Genomic DNA, 23,449 nt, shown 5'->3' on the forward strand with positions numbered 1-23,449 from the left:
GACGGGGTGGTGTGGGGTGACTCACACCACCCCATTGCGTCGCACTGACGATTACACTGGGCGGCGTGCCTCAACTACGTCTCGCCCTGAACCAGATCGATTCGAGCGTCGGCGACCTCGCCGGGAACGCCGAGTCGATCGTCCGCTGGACCCGGCACTCCGCCGAGCAGGGAGCGCATCTCGTGGCGTTCCCGGAGATGGTGCTGACCGGGTATCCCGTCGAGGACCTGGCCCTCAGGTCGTCCTTCGTGGAGGCCTCCCGGGCGGCGCTGCGCGCTCTGGCCGGCCGCCTGGCCGACGAGGGCTTCGGGGAGCTGCCGGTGATCGTCGGCTATCTCGACCGCAGCGCGACGGCCCAGCCGAAGTACGGCCAGCCGGCCGGCGCGCCGCAGAACGCGGGGGCGGTGCTGTACGGCGGCGAGGTCGTCCTCAACTACGCCAAGCACCACCTGCCGAACTACGGCGTCTTCGACGAGTTCCGCTACTTCGTGCCCGGCGACAGCATGCCGGTCCTGCGCGTCCACGGCGTGGATGTCGCCCTGGCCATCTGCGAGGACCTCTGGCAGGACGGCGGCCGCGTCCCGGCGGCGCGCTCGGCGCGGGCGGGCCTGCTGGTGTCGATCAACGCCTCCCCCTACGAGCGCAACAAGGACGACACGCGCCTGGAGCTGGTCCGCAAGCGGGCCCAGGAGGCCGGCTGCACGACGGCGTACCTGGCCATGATCGGCGGCCAGGACGAGCTGGTGTTCGACGGTGACTCGATCGTCGTGGACAAGGACGGCGAGGTCGTGGCGCGGGCGCCGCAGTTCGCCGAGGGCTGTGTGGTCCTGGACCTGGACCTGCCGGAGGCGTCGGAGGACGCACCCACGGCCCGCGACGGAGTCGCTGATGGACAGCGTGTCGACGACGGTCTGCGCATCGACCGCGTGATCCTCTCGGAGAAGCCGCTCGCCCCCTACGAGCGGGAGCTCTCCGGTGGCTACGCGGACCGCCTGGACGACGACGAGGAGGTCTACTCGGCGCTGGTCGTGGGCCTGCGGGCGTACGTCGCGAAGAACGGCTTCAAGTCGGTCCTGATCGGCATGTCGGGCGGCATCGACTCGGCGCTGGTCGCGGCGATCGCGTGCGACGCGGTGGGCGCGCAGAACGTGTACGGCGTGTCGATGCCGTCGAAGTACTCCTCGGAGCACTCCAAGGACGACGCGGCGGAGATGGCCCGCCGCACGGGCCTGAACTTCCGGACCGTGGCCATCGAGCCGATGTTCGACGCGTACATGGGTTCGCTGGGTCTGACGGGCCTGGCGGAGGAGAACCTCCAGTCACGCCTGCGCGGCACGCTCCTCATGGCCCTCTCCAACCAGGAAGGCCACATCGTCCTGGCCCCCGGCAACAAGTCGGAACTGGCGGTGGGCTACTCGACGCTCTACGGCGACTCCGTCGGGGCGTACGGCCCCATCAAGGACGTGTACAAGACGTCGATCTTCCGCCTGGCCGAGTGGCGCAACAGGGCCGCCCGGGAGCGCGGCCAGACCCCGCCGATCCCCGAGAACTCCATCACCAAGCCCCCGAGCGCGGAACTCCGCCCGGGCCAGGTCGACACGGACTCGCTCCCCGACTACCCGGTGCTGGACGCGATCCTCGACCTCTACGTCGACCACGACAAGGGCGCCGACGAGATCGTGGCGGCGGGCTTCGACCACGACCTCGTCACCAAGACCCTCCGCATGGTCGACACGGCCGAGTACAAGCGCCGCCAGTACCCGCCGGGCACGAAGATCTCGGCGAAGGGCTTCGGGAAGGACCGACGGCTGCCCATCACGAACGGGTGGCGGGAGTCGATCTGACGAGGCCTTCTCGGGCCGGCGCTCAGGGCGTATCGACCGCCCGGCGGGCCGTGTTGATCACCTTGTGGGAGTCCGGGCCGCGCAGGGCGGACTCCCACAGCGTGTCCCACACGCGCTGATACGTGGCGATCGTGTCGGTGTCGTCGAGCCACAGCTCGGCGTGCCAGTCCTCCACGACCACGCGGCGATCGTCGTAGATCCAGAAGCTGTTGCCCGCGTAGATCTTCAAGGGGGCCGCGAACGGGACGATCCCCAGTTCCACCGTGTCCAGTCCGATGACGCTCGTGAGCCGGTCGAGCTGGGCGGCGAGGGCGGGTGGTGGGCACACCCGGGAGTAGAGAGCCGCCTCCCACATCATGATCCGGTACTTCCTGCCCGGCTCGTAGAGACCCTCCTGCCGTCGGATCCGGGCCCGTACCGCCTCCTCGGTGTCCCGGGGGGACCGCATCAGGTCGGCATGCCGGATGAAGACGTGCCGGGCGTAGTCCGCCGTCTGGACCATGCCGGGGACGAGGTTGTTCTCCCAGATGGTCAGCACGCGGGTGCGGTCGTGCTCGGCCGTGATGGCGTCCTGCACGGGCTTGTGCCCGGACGCCAACTGCCGCCGCCAGGAGCGGATGTGCGACTCGAAGCCGCGCAACCGGGCGAGCAGACCGTCGTACGCCCCCGGGTGGCCCGCCGCTTCGGCCCAGGCCCTGAGTTCCTCGGCGGTGGCCGTCTGCCTGCCGTTCTCCAGTTTGCTGACCTTGGACCTGGTCCACCCAGGACCGAGCCGCTCCACCAGCTGGGCACCGGTGAGCCGGCCGTCAGGGCATGTGAGTCTCAGCTCCCGCAGCTGTACTCCGAGAGCCTCACGGGCCTGCTGATAGTCGGTACCGAAGCTCACTTCACATCCGGTCGGGTTTGAATCGGTCGTACGGAATCGCGTAGTGCCAGGCGGCGTCCCGCGCTTGGCAGTAGCGGTTCACGGCGGCCGGCTCGGTGATGAGCTCGGCGCCGGTCAGGTTGTCCTCGCCGTCGAAGACGAGCCGGGCGACCAATCGCGAGTCGAAGATCCAGAAGTCCTCGACAGGCAGTCGCAGCCGCTCGGCCTCCGTGCGGGACAGGTTACGGATGTCCTCACCGACGGCGCAGTTCCGCACGGCGTTGTCGAGCAGGTAGAGCTGCCCCTGCGTGGCGGGGGAGTCGACGAGGCGCACGCGTTCGAAGCGCTTGCCCTGTTCGGTCTGCGTCCTGACGTTGCGGCACCAGGCGTCGTCGTAGTCCCATCGCACCGTTTCTCCGGCCGCGAACTGAGCCCAGGTCTCCGTGTCCTCGTCACTCGCGTACCGGCGCCGGGACTCCAGGCGCCAGGCGGTGTGCTCGAAGGTCTCGAAGAGCCGGCCGAACTGGTCGTCGGCGTTGATGAACCGAGGGGTGTCGTCACGCGGGCCGAAGTCGACGAGCGTGTTGCGCGGTACGACGACGGCGACCTCTCCCTCGTCGAAGTGCCTGAGCTGGTCGAGATCCTCGGGGTCGGTGAGCGGCGGGCCGTGGACGATGACCTCACCTGACTCGAGATCTTCGTGCACGCCGGGGCAACCGCCGCCCCCCGAGCCTGTCCCGTTGAACCGAAGCCGTCGCATGGTGTCCTCCGTGTGAGCCGCTGGCTGAAGCAGCCTCCCCGGTCCCAACGTCGCGAATGCGCTGGTGCGTTGCCCTGTGTCAGAAACATCGTGCAACAAGGGCGGCCAGTCAAGAAACATCGAGAAATCAGCGAGGTATGGAGCAACTCGTTGCCTCTACCGTCGCGGTCATGGTCACGAGAGACACAGAGAAGGCCATCGACCCGTACGCGGCGGTCGAGTCGTTGAGAACGGCTTTGGGGGACGTCGGAGTCCGCTTCCCTTCGCTCGGGGTGGACCTGGGGTCACCTGAACTCAAGCTGATCGAACTCGGACGCATCGGCGCCGCTGTGGCGCTGCGGCTTGCGGACGTGCTGCGGGCAGGGGGTGGAGTGTCGGCCGGCGTGGATCTCCGCGTCGATGCGATGGTCGTCGACACGCACGGCGACCGGCTCGGCTTCGTAGCCGGATTTGAGGGCCCATGCGTCCGGATCCGGCCGGTCGCGGGTGGGCGAGGCTGGGATGCCGACCCGGTTCGTGTTCGCCCCGCCACGGAAGCCGAGCGGCTCGCGGCTCTGGGGGAACGCAACCACGCGCTCAATCTGGCCAGCGGCAGGAGATGGCTCGGATGAGCGCGACCGCGGCCGACATCTCGTTGTACTCGCCCGTGTGCACCCTCGCGCAACAGCGACGTCACCAGGGCCTCCACCGCGAGTGCCGTCAGACCGGCCCGTTCGAGCTGCGGAAGAACCTGCCGGCACTGTAAGGGCAGGTCAGGGCGGGCTCTCCCGCTGATACGGCGGATGAGGCCGACGGTCGTGGACCGTCGGCCTCGTGCCATCTCACTTCCCGTGCACGGGGCCCGTCACCTCCGATACCGCCCCGCCACTGCCGCGAAGGCGGCCTTGGGTTCCCATTCCATGTCGGGGTAGGTCTGCCCCCGGCGCCCTTCGAGGAGTTTGACGATGCCCAGGCCGGCCCGGTCCAAGTCGTCCCTGGGGTCGCCGTCGGGGCGGTGCGGGTAGCCGGGCAGGGCGAACAGGAACACGAACGCGCTGTCCACGCCCTCGGTCTCGAAGATCTCCAGCAGTTCGCTCAGATATGCGGCCTGGCCGGCCTCGTCACGCTCGTATGTGCCGTTCAGCCGTACCGGGGCCCTGGTCTCCGGGTCGTGCTCGACCACTTCCAGCACCCGTCCACCGCGGTCTCCCGCGCCGCGATAGGCCGCGGTGCCGAACCCGGTGATGGCGAGCGGCTTCGGGCCTTGGGCCAGGGTGCGCACCGCGTCCCGGAACCGGTCGGCGACCTCGGCGGAGCGGATCAGCTCGAACGTCACGATGTCGAAGGGAGTCCAGTCGACCTGCTCGAACTGGATCGATGCGTAGGTGAGTTTGCCCTGGAAGCGCTCGCGGACCGTGGCCGCGGCATCGCGGAGGAAGGCGTTGACGCGCACGCCGAGCTCGCGCATCCCCTCGGCCCGCTGCTCGGGTCGGCTCATCAGCCGCTCGACCCGCTCCTCGGGGCTCCCTCCGGGCAGGAACCCGCGGTTCATCACGCTCAGCTCGACCCCTGCGACGAACACGACCGCGGCCCCCTGCTGCCGGAGTCGTTCCGCTCGCTCGGCGCAGTCGCGGAAGAGCGTGAGGATCTGCTCCGGATCCAGCTCCAGCGGATAGGGCGAGAACCAGACCTCCAGGCCGAGCTCGGCGGCGGCACCGGCGGCCAGCTCCAACCGGTCCGGGTCCCCGCCGATGATCTGGATCGCGTTGCAGTGCAGGTCGTCGCGGATGATGGCGAGTTCGCGCCGGACCACCGCCGGGTCGAGATGCGCGCGGGACATCTGGCCGTGCACGACGAATCCGGTGTCGTAGGTCATCCCTCTGGCTCGCATGGTGACGTCCTCTCCCTCGGTCTCGGTCGGTCGAGACTGACAAGAAAAGTGCGTGTACGCAAGTTTGCGTGCACGCAGCTCTGTGTGGAACGCTGACACCGTGACGACACCACCATCAGGGCTGCGGGAGCGGAAGAAGCGGGCCACGCGCGAGGCGCTGCGTGAGGCGGCCCTGCGCCTGGCCGTGGAGCGTGGACCGGATCAGGTGCGGGTCGAGGACATCGCCGAGGCGGCCGGGGTCTCGCCGCGCACCTACAACAACTACTTCGCCAGCCGGGAGCAGGCGATCGTCTCCGCTGTCGCCGCGGACCGGGAGGCGCGGATCGCGGCGGCGGTCGCGGCCCGGCCCGCAGGAGTGCGCCTGGCCGACGCCGTCACCGAAGCAGTGGTCGAGCAGTACACGAACACCGGTGAGCGTGAACAGCGGGCGCTGTTGCTGATCATCACCCGGACCGCGCTCCGTGATGCGTTCCTCGATACCACCGCCGACATCGAGCTCCCTCTCGCGGCGGTGATCGCCGAACGCCTGGGTGACGCCGGAGCGCACACGGCCCGCGTTCTCGCGGCGAGCGTGGCCGCGGCGGTTCGCATCGCACTGGAAGGCTGGCTCCGGCCGGCCGAGACCACGGGGATCGCCGGGGATTTCGGTGCCGGAGGGCTGGTCGTGCCCTCAGGTCCACTGCCCGACCAGCTCCGCGCGGCACTGGCCCCGCTCGCACCCGCGTTCGACGCCGCCGAGTGACACACCCGGCCGGCCGTTGACGGCATGCCCCGGGTGAAGCCCCATCGCATGTGACGGATCCGGAGGCGAGCAGGAGTGTACGTCCGTACATTCATGAGTGTACGATCGTACGCATGGCCATCGACCACTTCCCGAACGACCCGCGCACCAACCTGGAGCGGATGCTCGCCGGCGACCTCTACATCGCCGACGACCCGGAGATCGCCCGGCGGCAGCAGCGGGCGATGCGGATCGCCGCGCGGTATCTGGCGGCCTATACCGAGGACGCCGAGGCGGCTCGGCCGATGCTGGGTGAGTTGCTCGGTTCGGTGGGGGAGGGGGCTGACGTGCGGCCGCCGTTGTACGTCGACTACGGCAGCAACATCTCCATCGGGGCCCGCACCTTCGTCAACTACAACCTGACCGCGCTGGACGTCGCCCGGATCACCATCGGCGAGGACTGCCAGATCGGCCCCAACGTCCAGCTCCTCACACCCACCCACCCCGTGGAGCCGGAGCCGCGGCGGGACAAGCTGGAGGCGGCCCGGCCGATCGTGATCGGGGACAACGTCTGGCTCGGCGGCGGAGTGATCGTGTGCCCCGGAGTGAGCATCGGCGACAACGCGGTGATCGGCGCGGGGGCGGTGGTCACCAGGGACGTACCGGCCAATGTCGTCGCCGTCGGCAACCCCGCCCGCCCCGTACGCAACTTCTGACCGGCGCCCGCTCATGGCCACCGGACACGCGGACCCGCAGCGGCGCGAGCGCATTCTCGCCGCCACGCTCGACCACATCGCCGACGAGGGAGTCGCCGGCGTCTCCCATCGCAAGATCGCCGTCCGGGCCGGGGTGCCGCTCGGGTCGATGACCTACCACTTCACCGGCATCGACGACCTGCTGCGTGAGGCCTTCACCCGCTTCGCCGACCACATCGTGGCCGTCTTCGAGCGGTATCTCGGCCGTGCCGGGACCGTCGAAGAGGCCCGTGAGGCCGTCACGGACCTCGTGCACGCCCTCTCCGAGGGGCCCCGCCGCGATGTCGTCCTCGCCAACGAGCTGTACACGCTGGCCGCCCGGCGCCCGGAGTACCGCGAACTCACCCACGCGTGGATGCGCCGCAGCCGGCTGCTCCTCGAGCAGCACTTCGACGCGGACACCGCCCGTCAGCTGGACGCGCTGATCGAGGGACTGACCCTGCACCGAGCCCTCGACACCGAGCCGCGGAGCCGTGAGCTGACGCGGCTGGCGGTCACGCGTCTGACGACCGTCGAGGTCACGCCCCCTGTCGCTTGAGGTCCGCCAGCAGCTGATGCAGCGGTTCCGTCGCCCGGCGGCGGTACTCCTGGATCGCCCAGCCGTTGCCGTCCGGGTCCGTGAAGTGCATGAACGTGGCGCCGTCGTCCGGTGCGTACTGGACCGGCTCCGAGATGTCGAGGCCGCGTTCGACGAGCTCCGCGTGGGCGGCCTTGATGTCGGCGACGCACAGTTGCAGGCCCTGGTACGAGCCGGGGGTCGGGGTGGGGCCCGGGGTCATCTCCCAGATGGACTCGCCGAGGGCGATCGAGCAGCCGGAGCCCGGAGGGGTCAGCTGGATGATCCGCATCCCGGGCATGACCTCCTGGTCGATGTCGACATGGAAGCCGACCTTGTCCCGGTAGAAGTCCCGGGCGCGGTCGATGTCGGTGACGGGCAGCGGGATCACTTCGAGCGTGAAGTCCATGGCGTGACTCCTTCGTCAGGCATCCGGTTCGTCGGGCATCGGTCAGGCATCCGTCAGGCATGCGGTTCGGCGGGCACCGGTCAGGCATCCGTCCGGCATTCGGCGGCATGCGTCGGGCATCGGATCACGGCTCAGGCGAACCGCCACCTCGTCTGGCTGAACGGCTCCCCCTTACCGAAGCCGAAAACCGTCCGGGGCGCCACCGCGTAGACGGCGGCATGCCCGGCGCCGTGGTGGAAATAGCCCTCCCGTACCTCGAAGTGCCAGAAGCTGCCGTACTTCGCCTCCCACCCGGCGGCCAGTTCGCGTAGCCGGGCGTCGTCGGTGACGCGCCTCGCCTCGCCCTCCACCACCAGGTCGTAACCCTGGTCCCAGGTGGGCGTGCCGGTGGTGAGCACGACGTGCGGATTCTCCGCGAGATTCCTCGCCTTGCGTTCCTCCGGGCCCGTGCAGAAGTGCAGGGCGCCCTCCGACCAGATCGCGGGCAGCGGGGTGACGTGCGGGCGCCCGTCCGGTCGTACCGTCGTGATCCAGAACAGCTCCGCCGCCGTGAGCCGCGCTTCGGCCTCCCGCCAGTCGGTCGCGGTGGCCGTCGCGTCGCTGTAGCGGCGGTCCAGGCGGGTCTTGGGGTGCATGGTGGTCATGGGTGTCCTCCCGGCGTCTCGCCCCCCTCGCTTCACAGGGCAGACCCTGTCCGTCCGGCGAACTCATCGGAGCCTGACCCGGACTCTGCGGTTAGGCTCAAAGCCGTACGACCTTGATCCGAAGAAGACCGAAGAAGACCGAGGCGAGTCCGAGGGAGGCCCGGGATGACGGCGGCGCCGGGGCGCAGGAGCAGTACCTTCACACGGCTGCTGCGGCACGGCTTCACCGACGCCACCGCCGCCGAACGGCTCCTGGACAGCGCCGAGCTCGTGCTCCTGCGCGACGACCCGGTGCTGCTGGAAGCGCTGGGCGGGACCGCCGACCCCGATCTCGCGCTGCTCGGCCTCGTCCGGCTGCTGGAGGCCCAGCCGAACCCCGGCGCCCGCCGGGAACTGCTCGACACGCTGATCGCGGCCAAGCCGCTGCGCGACCGCCTGCTCGGCGTGCTCGGCGCCTCCACCGCCCTCGCCGACCACCTCACCCGGCACCCGGGCGACTGGCAGGCGCTCGTCATGTACGAGGCGTACGACCTCCACCCCGGGGTGGAGGAGTTCGAGGCCGGCCTCGCGGAGGCCGACGACCCGGTCTCCCTGCGCGTCGCCTACCGGCGCTGCCTGCTGTCCATCGCCGCCCGGGACGTGTGCGGCACCACCGGCGTCGCCGAGTCCGCGGCCGAGCTGGCCGACCTCGCCACCGCCACCCTGCGCGCCGCCCTCGGCATCGCGGAGGCCGCGGCCCCCGAGGACGCGGCCCTGTGCAGGCTCGCCGTCGTCGCGATGGGCAAGTGCGGCGGCCACGAGCTGAACTACGTCTCCGACGTGGACGTCATCTTCGTCGGGGAGGCGATCGAGGGGGCCGACGAGACCAAGGCCGTGCGGGCCGCGACCCGGCTCGCCTCGCACATGATGCGGATCTGCTCGGAGACCACGGTCGAGGGCTCCATCTGGCCCGTGGACGCCAACCTCCGGCCCGAGGGCAGGAACGGCCCGCTCGTACGGACCCTCTCCAGCCACCTCGCCTACTACCAGCGCTGGGCCAAGACCTGGGAGTTCCAGGCGCTGCTCAAGGCCCGCCCGGTGGCCGGCGACCTCGACCTCGGAGAGGAGTACGTCGCCGCCGTCCAGCCCCTGGTGTGGAAGGCCGCCGAGCGCGAGAACTTCGTCCCCGACGTGCAGAAGATGCGCCGCCGGGTCGTGGAGAACATCCCCCTCGCCGAGGTCGACCGCCAGCTGAAGCTCGGCCCGGGCGGCCTCAGGGACGTCGAGTTCGCCGTGCAGCTGCTCCAGCTGGTGCACGGCCGGACCGACACCTCCCTGCGCAGCGGAACCACCCTCGACGCCCTCAAGGCCCTCGCCGCCGGCGGCTATGTCGGCCGCGCGGATGCCGCCAAGCTCGACGAGGCCTACCGCTTCCTGCGCTCCATGGAGCACCGGATCCAGCTCTTCCGGCTGCGCCGGACCCACCTCGTCCCCGAGGAAGAGGCCGAGCTGCGCCGCATCGGCCGCTCCCTCGGCCTGCGCGCCGACCCGGTCGCCGACCTGCACCGCGAGTGGCGGCGGCACGCCACCGTCGTACGCCGGCTGCACGAGAAGCTGTTCTACCGGCCGCTGCTCGACGCGGTCGCCCAGCTCGCTCCCGGAGAGGCCCGGCTCCGGCCCGAGGCGGCCCGGGAGCGCATGGTCGCCCTGGGCTACGCCGACCCGGCCTCCGCCCTGCGGCATCTGGAGGCGCTGGCCTCCGGCGTCACCCGCAAGGCCGCCATCCAGCGCACCCTGCTGCCCGTCCTGCTGGGCTGGTTCGCCGACTCCGCCGACCCGGACGCGGGCCTGCTCAACTTCCGCAAGGTGTCGGACGCGCTCGGCAAGACGCCCTGGTACCTGCGACTGCTGCGGGACGAGGGCGCCGCCGCGCAGAACCTCGCCCGGGTGCTGTCCGCCGGGCGGCTCGCGCCCGACCTGCTGATGCGCGCCCCGGAGGCGGTGGCGCTGCTCGGCGACGGGGACGGCGGCGGTCTGGAGCCCCGCTCCCGCACCCATCTGGAGCAGGAGATACTCGCCGCCGTGAAACGGGCCGACGGGTCCGCCCAGGCGGTCACCGCGGCACGCGGGGTGCGGCGCCGCGAGCTGTTCCGTACGGCCGCCGTCGACATCGTCGGCTCCTACGGCACCGAGGAGCAGCCCGCCGAGGCCGACCAGGGCGCGCTGGTGGACCGGGTCGGCGGCGCGGTGTCGGACCTGACGGCGGCGACGCTCGCCGGCACGCTCAGGGCCGTCGTGCGGGAGGGCTGGGGCGACAGTCTGCCCACCCGGTTCGCGATCATCGGCATGGGCCGTTTCGGCGGGCACGAGCTGGGCTACGGCTCCGACGCGGACGTGCTGTTCGTGCACGAGCCGCGGGACGGCGTCGACGAGCAGGAGGCCGGGCAGGCCGCCAACAAGGTCGTCTCCGAGATGCGCCGCCTGCTCCAGATCCCCAGCGCCGACCCGCCCCTGCTCATCGACGCCGATCTGCGCCCCGAGGGCAAGTCCGGGCCGCTCGTGCGGACCCTCAAGTCGTACGAGGCGTACTACCGCCGGTGGTCCCTGACCTGGGAGTCGCACGCGCTGCTGCGGGCCGAGCCCGTCGCCGGGGACGAGGACCTGGGGCGCCGGTTCATCGAGCTGATCGACCCGCTGCGCTACCGGGCGGACGGGCTCGACGACGAGGCCGTCCGCGAGATCCGGCGGCTCAAGGCCCGGATGGAGTCCGAGCGGCTGCCGCGCGGCGCCGACCCCAAACTCCACGCCAAGCTGGGCCCCGGCGGTCTCTCCGACGTGGAGTGGACCGTGCAGCTGCTGCAACTGCGGCACGGCTCGGCGGAGCCGGGCCTGCGCACCACCCGCACCCGTGAGGCCCTGGCCGCCGCCCGCACGGCCGGGCTCATCACGGAGGAGGACGCCGCGACCCTGGACGAGGCCTGGGTCCTCGCGACCCGCGTCCGCAACGCGGTGATGCTGGTCCGAGGCCGGGCCGGCGACACGTTCCCCACCGAGCCCCGGGAACTGGCCGCCGTCGGCCGCTACCTGGGCTACGGCCCCGGCCACGCGGGCGACATGCTCGACGCCTACCGCCGCACGGCGCGCAGGGCACGGGGCGTGGTGGAGGAACTCTTCTACGGGGCGGCGGAGCGCTAGCCCTGCCCGGGCAGGGGTCAGGGTCTCGCCGGTACCAGGCGCGGCAGCGCGTACGGCTGGGTGCCGTACCAGAGCCGTGCCACCGTGAAGCCGAAGGCCAGGCAGAGCAGGCCGCCCACCGCGTCCAGCCAGAAGTGGTTCGCGGTGGCGACGATGACGACCAGGGTCAGCGCCGGGTACAGCAGGCCCAGCACCCGCGCCCAGGGGACCGACGCCAGGGCGAAGATCGTCAGGCCGCACCACAGGGACCAGCCGATGTGCATCGACGGCATCGCGGCGTACTGGTTGGACATGTGCTTCAGGTCGCCGGAGGCCATCGAACCCCAGGTCTGGTGGACCATGACGGTGTCGATGAAATTGCCGCCGTTCATCAGCCGCGGGGGCGCCAGCGGATACAGGTAGTAGCCGACCAGGGCGACGGCGGTGGTCGCGAAGAGCACCAGCCGGGTCGCCGCGTACCGGCCGGGATGCCAACGGAACAGCCACACGAGCACACCCAGCGTCACCACGAAGTGGAGCGTCGCGTAGTAGTAGTTCATGCCGATGATCAGCCAAGTCACCGTGTTCACGGCGTGATTGACCGACTCCTCCACGGCGATGCCCAGATGGTGCTCGGCCTTCCAGATCCAGTCGGCGTTGCGCAGCGCCTCGGTCTTCTGCTCGGGCACGGCGTTGCGGATCAGCGAGTACGTCCAGTAACTCACCGCGATCAGCAGGATCTCGAACCAGAACCGGGGCCGGCGCGGGGTGCGCGGCCGGCGCGGTGAACCCGGGCCGCTCTCGGCCGTAACGGGCTGCGGAAGGGCCGATTCCCGGCCTTCCGGCTTCGTCACGGTCGTGTCACCCATAGGCACAAAGTCTGCCAGAAAAGGACTTCCCCACCGATCATCCCCCGGTGAGGGCCGGGTCGCATGTTCTCTCTACGGCGAGATCAGGCCATGACGTCAGGAGCGAGTGCGATCCCCGGGTGCCGAAGCGGTTGAACCGCGCACCACCAGTTCCGGCATGAACACGAACTCGCTGTGGGGGGCCGGAGTCCCGCCGATCTCCTCCAGCAGCGTGCGGACGGCGGCCTGGCCCATCGCCGGGACCGGCTTGCGGATCGTGGTCAGCGGCGGGTCGGTGAAGGCGATCAGCGGGGAGTCGTCGAAGCCGACCACCGAGATGTCCTTCGGCACGTCCAGGCCCAGCTGCCGCGCCGCCCTGATCGCGCCCAGCGCCATCATGTCGCTCGCGCACACCACGGCCGTGCAGTTCCGCTCGATCAGCGCCGTCGTCGCGGCCTGCCCGCCCTCCAGCGTGTACAGGGAGTGCTGGACCAGCTCCGACTCGACGGCCTCGGCGCCCAGCCCCAACTGGTCCTGCATCGTGCGCACGAACCCCTCGATCTTGCGCTGCACCGGCACGAACCGCTTCGGCCCCAGCGCCAGCCCGATCCGCTGGTGCCCCAGGGACACCAGGTGCGTGACCGCGAGGCTCATCGCGGCACGGTCGTCGGGGGAGATGAACGGCGCCTGCACCTTCGGCGAGAAGCCGTCGACCAGCACGTACGGCACGCCCTGCGCGCGCAGCCGGTCGTAGCGCTGCATGTCGGCGGTGGTGTCCGCGTGCAGCCCGGAGACGTAGATGATGCCGGCGACCCCGCGGTCGACGAGCATCTCCGTGAGCTCGTCCTCCGTCGAGCCGCCCGGCGTCTGGGTGGCGAGGACGGGCGTGTAGCCCTGCCTCGTCAGCGCCTGGCCGATGACCTGGGCCAGGGCCGGGAAGATCGGGTTCTCCAGCTCGGGGGTGATCAGTCCCACCAGGCCCTCGCTGCGCTGGCGCAGCCGCACCGGGCGTTCGTAGCCCAGTACGTCGAGGGCGGCCAGGACGGACTGGCGGGTGGTGGCGGCGACGCCCGGCTTCCCGTTGAGGACGCGGCTGACGGTCGCTTCGCTCACCCCCGCCTGGGCGGCGATGTCGGCAAGCCGTGTGGTCACAGGACCGGACTGTAGCGGCCGGGGATCTCCTTGCGCACCGACGGGACGCCTGGTGCGTGCCGTCCCACGGCCGGCGGCGGGTTGCTGGGTCATCGCGGTCCCCAAATGGTCGAGAAGAGGTCGTGGCCGGCGTCCGATCCGCAACGAATGATTCCCCCGACGGAAGCGGATGGCAAGTGCTTGCAGAGTCTTGCACAGCTGTCCGAGTCCCTGCCGAACAGCCGGAAATCCGGGTCCGGGAGGGGCCGGGGAGAGGTCACGGCGGGGTAACCATCCGCACCGCTTGCAACTTTTTGCTGCAAGGTCTTTCGCAAGTCCGTGAAGCGCGGCTAATCTCACCGACGCCCGGCGGCCAACGGCGCAGTCGGCAGCACGAACGGGCTGACCCTCAAGGAGAACTCATGCGGCGTGGCATAGCGGCCACCGCGCTGGTGGCGTCCCTCGCCCTGGCGGCGACGGCGTGCGGCGGAAGCGACAGCGGCGACGAGGCCGGCGGCCCGGTCACCATCACCTGGTGGGACACCTCCAACGCGACCAACGAGGCGCCGACGTACAAGGCCCTGGTCAAGGAGTTCGAGGCCGCCAACAAGGACGTCAAGGTCAACTACGTCAACGTCCCCTTCGACCAGGCGCAGAACAAGTTCGACACCGCCGCCGGTTCCAAGGGCGCCCCCGACGTGCTGCGTTCCGAGGTCGGCTGGACCCCGGCCTTCGCCAAGAAGGGCTTCTTCGCCCCGCTCGACGGCACCGAGGCCCTCGCCGAGCAGGACAAGTTCCAGCCCAGCCTGATCGAGCAGGCCACGTACGACGGCAAGACCTACGGCGTCCCCTTCACCACGGACACCCTCGCCCTCGTCTACAACAAGGAACTGTTCGAGAAGGCCGGCGTCGAGGCCCCCAAGACCTGGGACGACCTGAAGAAGGCCGCCGCCACCATCAAGGACAAGACCGGCGTCGACGGCTACTGGGGCTCCACCCAGGCCTACTACGCGCAGAGCTTCCTCTACGGCGAGGGCGCCGACACCGTCGACGTCGACGCCAAGAAGATCACCGTGACCTCGCCGGAGGCCAAGAAGGGCTACGGCACCTGGCAGGGCCTCTTCAAGGGCAAGGGCCTGCACAAGGCCGACACCACCGCGGACGCCTACGCCCACATCCAGGAGGCGTTCGTCAGCGGCAAGGTCGCCTCGATCGTCCAGGGCCCGTGGGAGATCACCAACTTCTACAAGGGTTCCGCCTTCAAGGACAAGAACAACCTCGGCATCGCCACCGTCCCGGCCGGCTCCACCGGCAAGGCGGGCGCCCCGACCGGCGGCCACAACCTCTCCGTGTACGCGGGCTCGGACAAGGCCCACCAGGAGGCCTCGCTGAAGTTCGTGAAGTTCATGACCTCGGCCAAGGCCCAGGAGACCATCGCGCTGAAGAACTCCACGCTCCCCACCCGCGAGGACGCCTACACCGCCGAGGTCAAGGCCGACCCCGGCATCGCCGGCTACCAGGGCGTGCTGTCCGCCGCCCAGCCGCGCCCGGCGCTGCCCGAGTACAGCTCCCTGTGGGTCCCGCTCGACGACGAGCTGCTCAAGATCGCGAGCGGCAAGGAGTCCCTGGACAAGGGCCTCGGCAACGCCGAGACCGCCATCACCAAGCTGGTGCCCGACTTCTCCAAGTGACCGCCGGGTGGCCGCCGGATCCCCCTGGCACTGGGGAGGGGGATCCGGCGGCCACCGGCCCGTGCCTGCGCCTGGGCAGCCCCCTAGAACTCCTTGAACTTCCAGAAGGTGTCGAACCATGACAGTCGTCATCGACCGAGCGACCGGCAAGCGGCGCGGTGAGCGGGAACCGCGTCCCGGGCCGGGCCGGCGGCTGAAGAACGGCTTCCACAAGCACTGGTACGCCTACGCGATGGTCGCCCCGGTGGCGGTCGTCCTCGGGGTCCTCGTGCTGTACCCGCTGGCATACGGCCTGTACCTCACGCTCACCGACGCCACCAGCCTCAACACCGCCCGCACGATCGGCGTCAACGAGATCGACGCCACCTACAAGTTCATCGGCCTGGACAACTACGCCGACATCCTGTGGGGCCCGACGGCGTACGACCGCTTCTGGTCGCACTTCCTGTGGACGGTCTTCTGGACGGCCGCCTGCGTCACCCTGCACTACGGCATCGGTCTCGGCCTGGCGCTGCTGCTCAACCAGAAGCTGCGCGGCCGCACCCTCTACCGGATGCTCCTGGTGCTGCCCTGGGCCGTGCCGACCTTCGTCACCGTCTTCGGCTGGCGCTTCATGCTCGCCGACGGCGGCATCATCAACTCCGGCCTGGAGCTGCTGCATCTGCCGACGCCGCTGTGGCTGGAGGACACCTTCTGGCAGCGGTTCTCCGCGATCATGGTCAACACCTGGTGCGGTGTGCCGTTCATGATGGTCTCGCTGCTCGGCGGACTGCAGTCGATCGACGCGAGCCTGTACGAGGCCTCCGAGATGGACGGCGCGAACGCCTGGCAGCGGTTCCGCTACGTCACCCTGCCCGGCCTGAGGTCCGTCAGCACGACGGTCGTCCTCCTCGGTGTCATCTGGACCTTCAACCAGTTCGCCATCATCTTCCTGTTGTTCGGCAACACCGCCCCCGACGCCCAGATCCTCGTGACCTGGGCCTACCAGCTCGGCTTCGGGCAGCAGCCGCGCGACTACGCCCAGTCCGCCGCCTACGGAATCCTGCTCCTGTCCCTCCTGATCGTCTTCACCTCGTTCTACCGCCGCTGGATTGACCGCAACGAGCAGCAGCTCGCGATCTGAGGCAGGAGTTCTCATGAGTACGACGAGTACGACCACCGTCGAGACCCCCGCCGCGGCCGGCGAGCGGCGCCCCGCGGGCGACCCGCGCAAGGTCCGCCGCCGCGGCGAGCAGAGCCGCGCGGGCTCCCTCGCCTCGCACGCCGTGCTGATCGGCGCGAGCCTGACCGCGCTCTTCCCGATCGCCTGGCTGGTCTTCCTGTCCCTCGGCCCGGACAAGGACGACTACCTGCACCCCGGGCGCATCTGGAGCAAGATGACGCTCGACAACTACGCCTTCGTCCTGAAGGACACGAGCTTCTTCGACTGGCTGACCAGCACGCTGGTCGTGGTGCTGGGCACGACGCTCATCGGCGTCGTCGTCGCGGCGTCCACCGGCTACGCGGTCTCCCGCATGAGGTTCCCCGGCTACCGGAAGCTGATGTGGGCGCTGCTGGTCACCCAGATGTTCCCCATCGCGGTACTGATCGTGCCGATGTACCAGATCCTCTCGGATCTCCAGCTCATCGACAGCTACCTTGGTCTCATCCTTGTCAACTGCACCACGATCGTGCCGTACTGCGCCTGGCTGATGAAGGGCTATTTCGACACCATCCCGTTCGAGATCGACGAGGCCGGGCGCGTCGACGGGCTGACCCCCTTCGGCACGTTCGCGCGGCTCATCCTGCCGCTCGCGAAGCCCGGCCTCGCGGTCGCGGCGTTCTACAGCTTCCTCACGGCCTTCGGGGAGGTCGCGTTCGCCTCGACGTTCATGCTGAGCGACGACAAGTACACCTTTGCCGTCGGTCTGCAGACCTTTGTGAGCGAGCATGACGCGCAGCGGAATCTGATGGCCGCGACGGCTGTGCTGATCGCGATACCGGCTGCCATCTTCTTCTATCTCGTGCAGAAGAATCTGGTGACCGGGCTTACCGCCGGTGGCACGAAGGGGTGACGCACGCTCCGCCGGTGGAGCCGGGACAGGTCGTCGCTCGGCCGCGGCGCCGTCGTGGTCGCTCACGCAGTTCCCCGCGCCCCTGGGGCGCTGCCGAACCGCACTCCAGAAGCCCGAGGTGGCCGCGGTGCCCATCCGACCCCGCTGTACCGCGGCCACCTCGTCACCCCACCCCACGTCTCACATGACCACACCCCTGTTACGCACCAAGGACGACATGAGCCAGCAGCACTCAGCCGCCCCGACCCCGACTTCCGCCACGGCCGTCGCCAAGCGCCGCGACTGGTGGCGGGACGCGGTGATCTACCAGGTGTATCCGCGCAGCTTCGCCGACAGCGACGGCGACGGCATGGGCGACCTGGAAGGTGTCCGCACCCGTCTGCCGTATCTGCGCGACCTCGGCGTGGACGCCGTGTGGCTCAGCCCCTTCTACGCCTCGCCGCAGGCCGACGCCGGCTACGACGTCGCCGACTACCGGGCCGTCGACCCCATGTTCGGCAACCTCCTGGACGCCGACGCGCTGATCCGCGACGCCCACGAGCTGAGCCTCAGGATCATCGTCGACCTGGTCCCGAACCACTCCTCCGACCAGCACGAGTGGTTCAAGCGGGCCGTCGCCGAGGGCCCGGGCTCGCCGCTGCGGGAGCGCTACCACTTCCGCCCCGGCAAGGGGAAGCACGGCGAACTGCCGCCCAACGACTGGGAGTCGATCTTCGGCGGGCCGGCGTGGACCCGGGTCACCGAACCCGACGGCACGCCCGGGGAGTGGTACCTGCACCTCTTCGCCCCCGAGCAGCCCGACTTCAACTGGGAGCACCCGGCGGTCGGCGACGAGTTCCGCTCCATCCTGCGCTTCTGGCTGGACATGGGCGTCGACGGCTTCCGCATCGACGTCGCCCACGGTCTGGTGAAGGCGGCGGGGCTGCCCGACCTCGGATCCCACGACCAGGTGAAGCTGCTGGGCAACGATGTCATGCCGTTCTTCGACCAGGAGGGCGTGCACGAGATCTACCGGCAGTGGCGGCTCATCCTCGACGAGTACGCGGGGGAGAGGATCTTCGTCGCCGAGGCCTGGACCCCGACCATCGAGCGCACCGCCCACTACGTCCGCCCGGACGAGCTGCACCAGGCGTTCAACTTCCAGTACCTCAGCACCCACTGGGACGCCGAGGAGATGCGCGAGGTCATCGACCGCACCCTGGACGCCATGCGCCCGGTCGGCGCCCCCGCCACCTGGGTGCTGTCCAACCACGACGTGACCCGGCACGCCACCCGCTTCGCCAACCCGGCGGGCCTCGGCACCCAGATCCGGCTGGCCGGCGACCGGGAACTGGGGCTGCGCAGGGCCCGGGCCGCGTCCCTGCTCATGCTGGCGCTGCCCGGCTCGGCCTACGTCTACCAGGGCGAGGAACTCGGGCTGCCCGACGTCGTCGACCTGCCGGACGAGGTGCGTCAGGACCCGGCGTACTTCCGGGGAGCGGGGCAGGACGGCTTCCGCGACGGGTGCCGGGTGCCGATCCCGTGGACCCGGACCGGGGCGTCGTACGGCTTCGGCGACGGGGGCAGCTGGCTGCCGCAGCCCGACGGCTGGGGCGAGCTGAGCGTCGAGGCGCAGACCGGGGAGCCCGGCTCGACCCTGGAGCTGTACCGGGCCGCGCTCGCCGTGCGCCGTGAGCAGCCCGACCTCGGCGCCGGTACGTCCGTGGAGTGGCTGCGGGCGCCCGAGGGTGTGCTCGCCTTCCGGCGCGGGGAGTTCGTGTGCGTCGCGAACACCACCGGGGAGTCGGTGGCGATGCCGGCGTACGGCCGGGTGCTGGTCGCGAGCGGCGAGGTCGTCCTGGTCGACGACGAGGCGAAGGTGCCGGCCGACGGCACGGTGTGGTGGACCACCGCGACCACCGCCTGATTTTCCTTTGAATTTCGTACGGCCCGCTGCCCTTTCGGGTGGCGGGCCTCTATCATCTGCGTCACTGCAAGGTTTCTGAACCTTGCTGCAAGAACCTTCAACGAAGAAGGAAACCCCACATGGCACGCAGATTCCTCGCCCTCGCCACCGCGCTCGCGGCGGCTTCGGTTGTCATGAACCCGACTAGTGCACAGGCCTCCCCACCTGGCACCAAGGACGTCACCGCCGTCCTCTTCGAGTGGAACTTCGCCTCCGTCGCCCGCGAGTGCACCAACACCCTCGGCCCCGCCGGATACGGCTACGTCCAGGTCTCCCCGCCCGCCGAGCACATACAGGGCTCCCAGTGGTGGACGTCGTACCAGCCGGTCAGCTACAAGATCGCCGGGCGGCTCGGTGACCGCACGGCCTTCCGGGACATGGTGAACACCTGCCACGCGGCCGGGGTGAAGGTCGTCGCCGACGCGGTCGTCAACCACATGGCGGCGGGCAGCGGCACCGGCACCGGCGGCTCGTCGTACGGCAAGTACACCTACCCGGGCCTGTACTCCGCGCCCGACTTCGACGACTGCACCTCCCAGATCAGCAACTACCAGGACCGCTGGAACGTCCAGCACTGCGAACTGGTCGGCCTCTCCGACCTCGACACCGGCGAGAACTATGTGCGCGGCGCGATCGCCGGGTACCTGAACGACCTGCTCTCCCTCGGCGTCGACGGCTTCCGCATCGACGCGGCCAAGCACATGGACGCGGCCGACCTGGCGAACATCAAGTCCCGGCTGAGCAACCCGTCGGTCTACTGGAAGCAGGAGGTGATCCACGGCTCCGGCGAGGCCGTCCAGCCCACTGAATACACGAGTAACGGCGACGTCCAGGAGTTCCGCTACGCCTACGACCTCAAGCGGGTCTTCAACAACGAGAACCTCGCCTATCTGAAGAACTACGGCGAGGGCTGGGGCTATATGGGCAGCGGAGTCTCCGGCGTCTTCGTCGACAACCACGACACCGAGCGCAACGGCTCGACCCTCAGCTACAAGGACAACGCGAACTACACCCTGGCCAACGTCTTCATGCTCGCCTGGCCCTACGGCGCCCCGGACATCAACTCCGGCTACGAGTTCAGCGATCACGACGCCGGTCCGCCGAACGGCGGCCAGGTGAACGCCTGCTGGCAGGATGGCTGGAAGTGTCAGCACAACTGGCCGGAGATCAAATCCATGGTCGGCTTCCGCAATGCCACGCGCGGGCAGGCCGTCACCAACTGGTGGGACAACGGGGGCGACGCCATCGCGTTCGGGCGGGGGAGCAAGGGCTTCGTGGCCATCAATCACGAGTCGGGTTCGCTGAGCCGGACCTATCAGACCTCGCTGCCGGCGGGGACGTACTGCAACGTGCAGAACAACACGACCGTGACCGTGAACTCCGCTGGTCAGCTCACCGCAACCCTCGGCGCGAACACGGCCCTCGCGATCCACGTGGGCCGGTCCAACTGCTGAGCGCCGGGCTCCAGTTGCGGCGCATGAGGGATTGACGCTTCCGGAACGCTGCCCTACGTTCCCTCCACAGTGGCAACTCCCTGAACGTTGTTCAGCATCTCGAACACTCGCCCCTCGGAAACCCCGGGGGGCGACCTCATACCACTGGGAGCGCTCCCATGACGGGACGGATCACGCTGCGCGGACTCAGAGGTCTCAGACGGTGGACGGTGACGTCCCTGGCGGTGCTGATGACCACCGTCGGTGTCACCGCCGGGGCCTCGCCGACGGACACCCGGGCGGACGCCTCCGCGACCATCGACGGGGCCACCCGGCACCAGCCCATCGACGGCTTCGGCATCTCCGAGCACTTCGGCCGGGCCGCGATCATGCGCGGCTCGCAGGGACTTCCCGCCCAGCGCCAACGCGAGATCCTCGACCTGCTGTTCAGCCGGAGCACCGGCGTCGGGCTGAGCATCCTGCGCCTCGGTATCGACTCGGGCATCCAGCCGACCGACCCCGGCGGGCCGAACGCGACCCCCAAGTATGTGTGGGACCGCAACGACAAGGGCCAGGTCTGGCTCGCCCAGCAGGCCAAGGCCTACGGCGTGAACCGTTTCTACGCCGACGCCTGGACGGCCCCCGGCTATATGAAGACCAACGGCACCGACGCGAACGGCGGCACCCTGTGCGGCCTGGCGGGTGCGAGCTGCGCGAGCGGCGACTGGCGCAAGGCGTACGCGAACTACCTGGTCCAGTACGCGAAGTTCTACGCCCAAGAGGGCATTCGCATCAACGACCTCGGGTTCACCAACGAGCCCGACTGGACGGCCACCTACGACTCCATGCGGCTCACGCCCGCCCAGGCGGTGGAGTTCACCAAGGTCTTCGGGCCCGTGGCGCGAGCGGGCGGGTACCAGGTCGTCTGCTGCGACTCCTTCGGCTGGAACCAGCAGAAGAACTACACCAGCGCCATCGAGGCCGACGCCACGGCCCGGGGCTTCGTCGACACGCACGCCGGCCACACATACGCCAGCAAGATCGACGGGCCGCTGCCGACCGGCAAGCGGACCTGGATGTCGGAGTGGTCGCCCGACGGCACCACCTGGAACGAGGCCTGGGACGACGGCAGCGGCTACGACGGCTTCACGGTCGCGGGCGCCGTGCACGACGCCCTGACCAAGGGCAACACCAGCGGCTACGTGTACTGGTACGGCGCCTCGACCGGCGCCACCCGCGGGCTGATCCAGATGGACGGCGCGAACTACCACGTCTCCAAGCGCCTGTGGGCCCTCGCGAACTACAGCCGCTTCATCCGGCCCGGGGCCACCCGCATCGGCGCCACCACCTCCGACGGCAACCTCAGGCTCTCGGCGTTCCGCAACACCGACGGCACGGTGACGGTCGTGGCGCTCAACGCGGCCTCCAGTGCCACCCAGGTGTCCTTCGGTCTCCAGAACATCGGGTTCACCACCGGCACGGCCACCCCGTACCTGACCAACGGTTCCCAGAGCACCTCCCGGCAGCCGGCCGTGCCGGTCACCGGCGGGTCGCTGAAGGCCACGGTTCCGGCCCGCTCGCTCGTCACCTACACCCTCCAGCGATAGGAGACACGATGCGCCTGACAAGACTCCTGGGAGTCCTGATCGGAGGCCTGGCCCTGTTGCTGGGTGCCCTGGTGGCGCCGTCCACCGCGTCCTCGCAAGCGCGGGCGGCGGCCCTGCCCGGCAGCTTCAAGTGGAGTTCCAGCAATGTGCTGATCTCCCCGAAGTCGGACGCGACCCACCAGCTCAGCGCCATCAAGGACCCGTCGGTGGTGTACCACAACGGCCGTTGGCACGTGTTCGCCAGCACCGCCAGCACCAGCGGCGCCTACAACATGGTGTATCTGAACTTCGCCAGCTGGCAGGAGGCCGCCTCCGCGCAGCACCACTACCTGGACCAGACGGCGATCGGCGCCGGGTACAAGGCGGCCCCGCAGGTGTTCTATTTCGCGCCGCAGAAGCTCTGGTACCTCGTCTACCAGACCGGCGACAACGCGGCCTACTCGACGACGGCGGACATCGCCAACCCCAAGTCCTGGACCGCGCCGAAGAAGTTCTACGCGAACGGCATGCCGCAGATCATCAAGGACAACATCGGCAGCGGCTACTGGGTCGACTTCTGGAACGTCTGCGACAGCGCCAAGTGCTATCTGTTCTCCTCCGACGACAACGGCCACCTGTACCGCTCGGAGACCAGCCTGGCCGCCTTCCCGAACGGCTTCACCAACACCGTCATCGCGCTCCAGGACTCCAACAAGTACCGCCTCTGGGAAGCCGCCAACGTCTACAAGCTCAAGGACTCCAACACCTATCTGCTGCTCAACGAGGCGATCGGCGGCAACGGCAAGCGGTACTTCCGCTCCTGGACGTCCGGCAGCATCGCCGGGAGCTGGACCCCGCTGGCCGACACCGAGTCCAACCCCTTCGCGCGCTCCAACAACGTCACCTTCAGCGGCACGCCCTGGAGCCAGGACATCAGCCACGGCGAGATGGTCCGCCACACCAACGACCAGACCCTCACGGTCAATCCCTGCCGGCTCCAGTACCTCTACCAGGGCCTGAACCCCTCGGCGAGCGGCCCCTACAACACGCTCCCATGGCGGCTGGGGCTGCTGACGCAGACCAACTCCACTTGTTGAAAGTTCTTTCCGATGGTTTCAGGGCTCTTGCTGTAAGCGTTTCGGCGGCGATACGGTCGCGCGGGGTCGGACCCGTGAGAGCCGCAA

The 23,449-nt window shown here is 69.6% G+C and carries 20 protein-coding genes and 1 pseudogene; 14 read left to right on the plus strand and 7 right to left on the minus strand.

What is annotated here, in order from left to right; all coding sequences use genetic code 11:
* The first annotated feature begins 65 nt into the window (after positions 1 to 65).
* Positions 66 to 1,844 carry an NAD+ synthase gene (locus KJK29_RS27590; protein WP_215121875.1) on the plus strand — a complete coding sequence of 593 codons (1,779 nt, stop codon included), beginning with the start codon at positions 66 to 68 and terminating at the stop codon, positions 1,842 to 1,844.
* A 22-nt stretch (positions 1,845 to 1,866) separates the two neighbouring features.
* Here KJK29_RS27590 and KJK29_RS27595 read toward each other — a convergent pair whose 3' ends face one another.
* Positions 1,867 to 2,730 carry a helix-turn-helix domain-containing protein gene (locus KJK29_RS27595; RefSeq protein ID WP_215121876.1) on the minus strand — a complete coding sequence of 288 codons (864 nt, stop codon included), beginning with the start codon at positions 2,728 to 2,730 and terminating at the stop codon, positions 1,867 to 1,869.
* A gap of 1 nt (position 2,731) precedes the next feature.
* Positions 2,732 to 3,469 carry a DUF6879 family protein gene (locus KJK29_RS27600; RefSeq protein WP_215121877.1) on the minus strand — a complete coding sequence of 246 codons (738 nt, stop codon included), beginning with the start codon at positions 3,467 to 3,469 and terminating at the stop codon, positions 2,732 to 2,734.
* Between the two features lie 170 nt (positions 3,470 to 3,639).
* On the opposite strand from KJK29_RS27600, the gene KJK29_RS38985 reads away from it, so the two are divergent.
* Both KJK29_RS38985 and KJK29_RS27615 read left to right on the plus strand, forming a co-directional pair.
* Positions 3,640 to 4,080 carry a hypothetical protein gene (locus KJK29_RS38985; RefSeq protein ID WP_251057962.1) on the plus strand — a complete coding sequence of 147 codons (441 nt, stop codon included), beginning with the start codon at positions 3,640 to 3,642 and terminating at the stop codon, positions 4,078 to 4,080.
* Positions 4,077 to 4,214 carry a hypothetical protein gene (locus KJK29_RS27615; protein WP_215121878.1) on the plus strand — a complete coding sequence of 46 codons (138 nt, stop codon included), beginning with the start codon at positions 4,077 to 4,079 and terminating at the stop codon, positions 4,212 to 4,214. Before KJK29_RS38985 ends, KJK29_RS27615 begins: the two co-directional genes overlap by 4 nt.
* Before the next feature lie 99 nt (positions 4,215 to 4,313).
* Here the strand turns inward: KJK29_RS27615 and KJK29_RS27620 are convergent, their stop codons facing one another.
* Positions 4,314 to 5,324, minus strand: coding sequence for a hypothetical protein (locus KJK29_RS27620; protein ID WP_215124488.1), 1,011 nt, complete (start codon positions 5,322 to 5,324; stop codon positions 4,314 to 4,316).
* 115 nt (positions 5,325 to 5,439) lie between these two features.
* Between KJK29_RS27620 and KJK29_RS27625 the strand changes: the two genes are divergently transcribed.
* The 3 genes from KJK29_RS27625 (at position 5,440) to KJK29_RS27635 (ending at position 7,353) form a co-directional block, all read left to right on the plus strand.
* A complete protein-coding gene (locus KJK29_RS27625; protein ID WP_215121879.1) occupies positions 5,440 to 6,081 on the plus strand; it encodes a TetR/AcrR family transcriptional regulator in 642 nt (213 codons plus the stop codon).
* Positions 6,082 to 6,194: 113 nt separating this feature from the next.
* On the plus strand, positions 6,195 to 6,776 hold the full coding sequence (locus KJK29_RS27630; protein WP_215121880.1) for a sugar O-acetyltransferase: 582 nt from the start codon (positions 6,195 to 6,197) through the stop codon (positions 6,774 to 6,776).
* A gap of 13 nt (positions 6,777 to 6,789) precedes the next feature.
* Positions 6,790 to 7,353 carry a TetR/AcrR family transcriptional regulator gene (locus KJK29_RS27635; RefSeq protein ID WP_215121881.1) on the plus strand — a complete coding sequence of 188 codons (564 nt, stop codon included), beginning with the start codon at positions 6,790 to 6,792 and terminating at the stop codon, positions 7,351 to 7,353.
* Here the strand turns inward: KJK29_RS27635 and KJK29_RS27640 are convergent.
* Positions 7,334 to 7,780, minus strand: a complete 447-nt coding sequence (locus KJK29_RS27640) for a VOC family protein (RefSeq protein ID WP_215121882.1) — start codon at positions 7,778 to 7,780, stop codon at positions 7,334 to 7,336. The genes KJK29_RS27635 and KJK29_RS27640 overlap by 20 nt on opposite strands.
* A 131-nt stretch (positions 7,781 to 7,911) precedes the next feature.
* Positions 7,912 to 8,424 carry a pyridoxamine 5'-phosphate oxidase family protein gene (locus KJK29_RS27645; RefSeq protein ID WP_215121883.1) on the minus strand — a complete coding sequence of 171 codons (513 nt, stop codon included), beginning with the start codon at positions 8,422 to 8,424 and terminating at the stop codon, positions 7,912 to 7,914.
* Between the two features lie 165 nt (positions 8,425 to 8,589).
* Here KJK29_RS27645 and KJK29_RS27650 point away from each other — a divergent pair, with 165 nt between their 5' ends.
* Entirely contained in the window at positions 8,590 to 11,598 is a 3,009-nt protein-coding gene (locus tag KJK29_RS27650; RefSeq protein WP_215121884.1) for a bifunctional [glutamine synthetase] adenylyltransferase/[glutamine synthetase]-adenylyl-L-tyrosine phosphorylase, read from the plus strand.
* 17 nt (positions 11,599 to 11,615) lie between these two features.
* Here KJK29_RS27650 and KJK29_RS27655 read toward each other — a convergent pair whose 3' ends face one another.
* Entirely contained in the window at positions 11,616 to 12,446 is an 831-nt protein-coding gene (locus tag KJK29_RS27655) for a phosphatase PAP2 family protein (protein WP_215121885.1), read from the minus strand.
* Between the two features lie 96 nt (positions 12,447 to 12,542).
* The gene (locus KJK29_RS27660; RefSeq protein WP_215121886.1) at positions 12,543 to 13,577 is read right to left on the minus strand and encodes a LacI family DNA-binding transcriptional regulator; all 1,035 of its coding nucleotides are present in this window, start codon (positions 13,575 to 13,577) and stop codon (positions 12,543 to 12,545) included.
* 401 nt (positions 13,578 to 13,978) lie between these two features.
* Here KJK29_RS27660 and KJK29_RS27665 point away from each other — a divergent pair, with 401 nt between their 5' ends.
* The 7 genes and pseudogenes from KJK29_RS27665 to KJK29_RS27695 form a co-directional block, all read left to right on the plus strand.
* Positions 13,979 to 15,247, plus strand: a complete 1,269-nt coding sequence (locus KJK29_RS27665; RefSeq protein WP_215121887.1) for an extracellular solute-binding protein — start codon at positions 13,979 to 13,981, stop codon at positions 15,245 to 15,247.
* A gap of 118 nt (positions 15,248 to 15,365) precedes the next feature.
* On the plus strand, positions 15,366 to 16,370 hold the full coding sequence (locus tag KJK29_RS27670; RefSeq protein WP_215121888.1) for a carbohydrate ABC transporter permease: 1,005 nt from the start codon (positions 15,366 to 15,368) through the stop codon (positions 16,368 to 16,370).
* 13 nt (positions 16,371 to 16,383) lie between these two features.
* On the plus strand, positions 16,384 to 17,301 hold the full coding sequence (locus tag KJK29_RS27675; protein WP_215121889.1) for a sugar ABC transporter permease: 918 nt from the start codon (positions 16,384 to 16,386) through the stop codon (positions 17,299 to 17,301).
* Between the two features lie 217 nt (positions 17,302 to 17,518).
* Positions 17,519 to 19,207 carry a glycoside hydrolase family 13 protein gene (locus KJK29_RS27680; protein WP_215121890.1) on the plus strand — a complete coding sequence of 563 codons (1,689 nt, stop codon included), beginning with the start codon at positions 17,519 to 17,521 and terminating at the stop codon, positions 19,205 to 19,207.
* A 119-nt stretch (positions 19,208 to 19,326) separates the two neighbouring features.
* Positions 19,327 to 20,700 (plus strand): alpha-amylase, encoded by a 1,374-nt coding sequence (locus KJK29_RS27685; RefSeq protein WP_215121891.1) that lies wholly within the window; start codon positions 19,327 to 19,329, stop codon positions 20,698 to 20,700.
* A 158-nt stretch (positions 20,701 to 20,858) separates the two neighbouring features.
* Complete coding sequence (locus KJK29_RS27690) at positions 20,859 to 22,286, plus strand: glycoside hydrolase family 30 protein (RefSeq protein ID WP_251057963.1); 1,428 nt, start codon at positions 20,859 to 20,861, stop codon at positions 22,284 to 22,286.
* Between the two features lie 101 nt (positions 22,287 to 22,387).
* Positions 22,388 to 23,362: pseudogene (locus KJK29_RS27695) on the plus strand (non-reducing end alpha-L-arabinofuranosidase family hydrolase); the annotation flags it as partial.
* Between the last annotated feature and the right edge of the window lie 87 nt (positions 23,363 to 23,449).

It is taken from the genome of Streptomyces koelreuteriae (genome assembly GCF_018604545.1).
GTDB lineage: Bacteria > Actinomycetota > Actinomycetes > Streptomycetales > Streptomycetaceae > Streptomyces > Streptomyces koelreuteriae.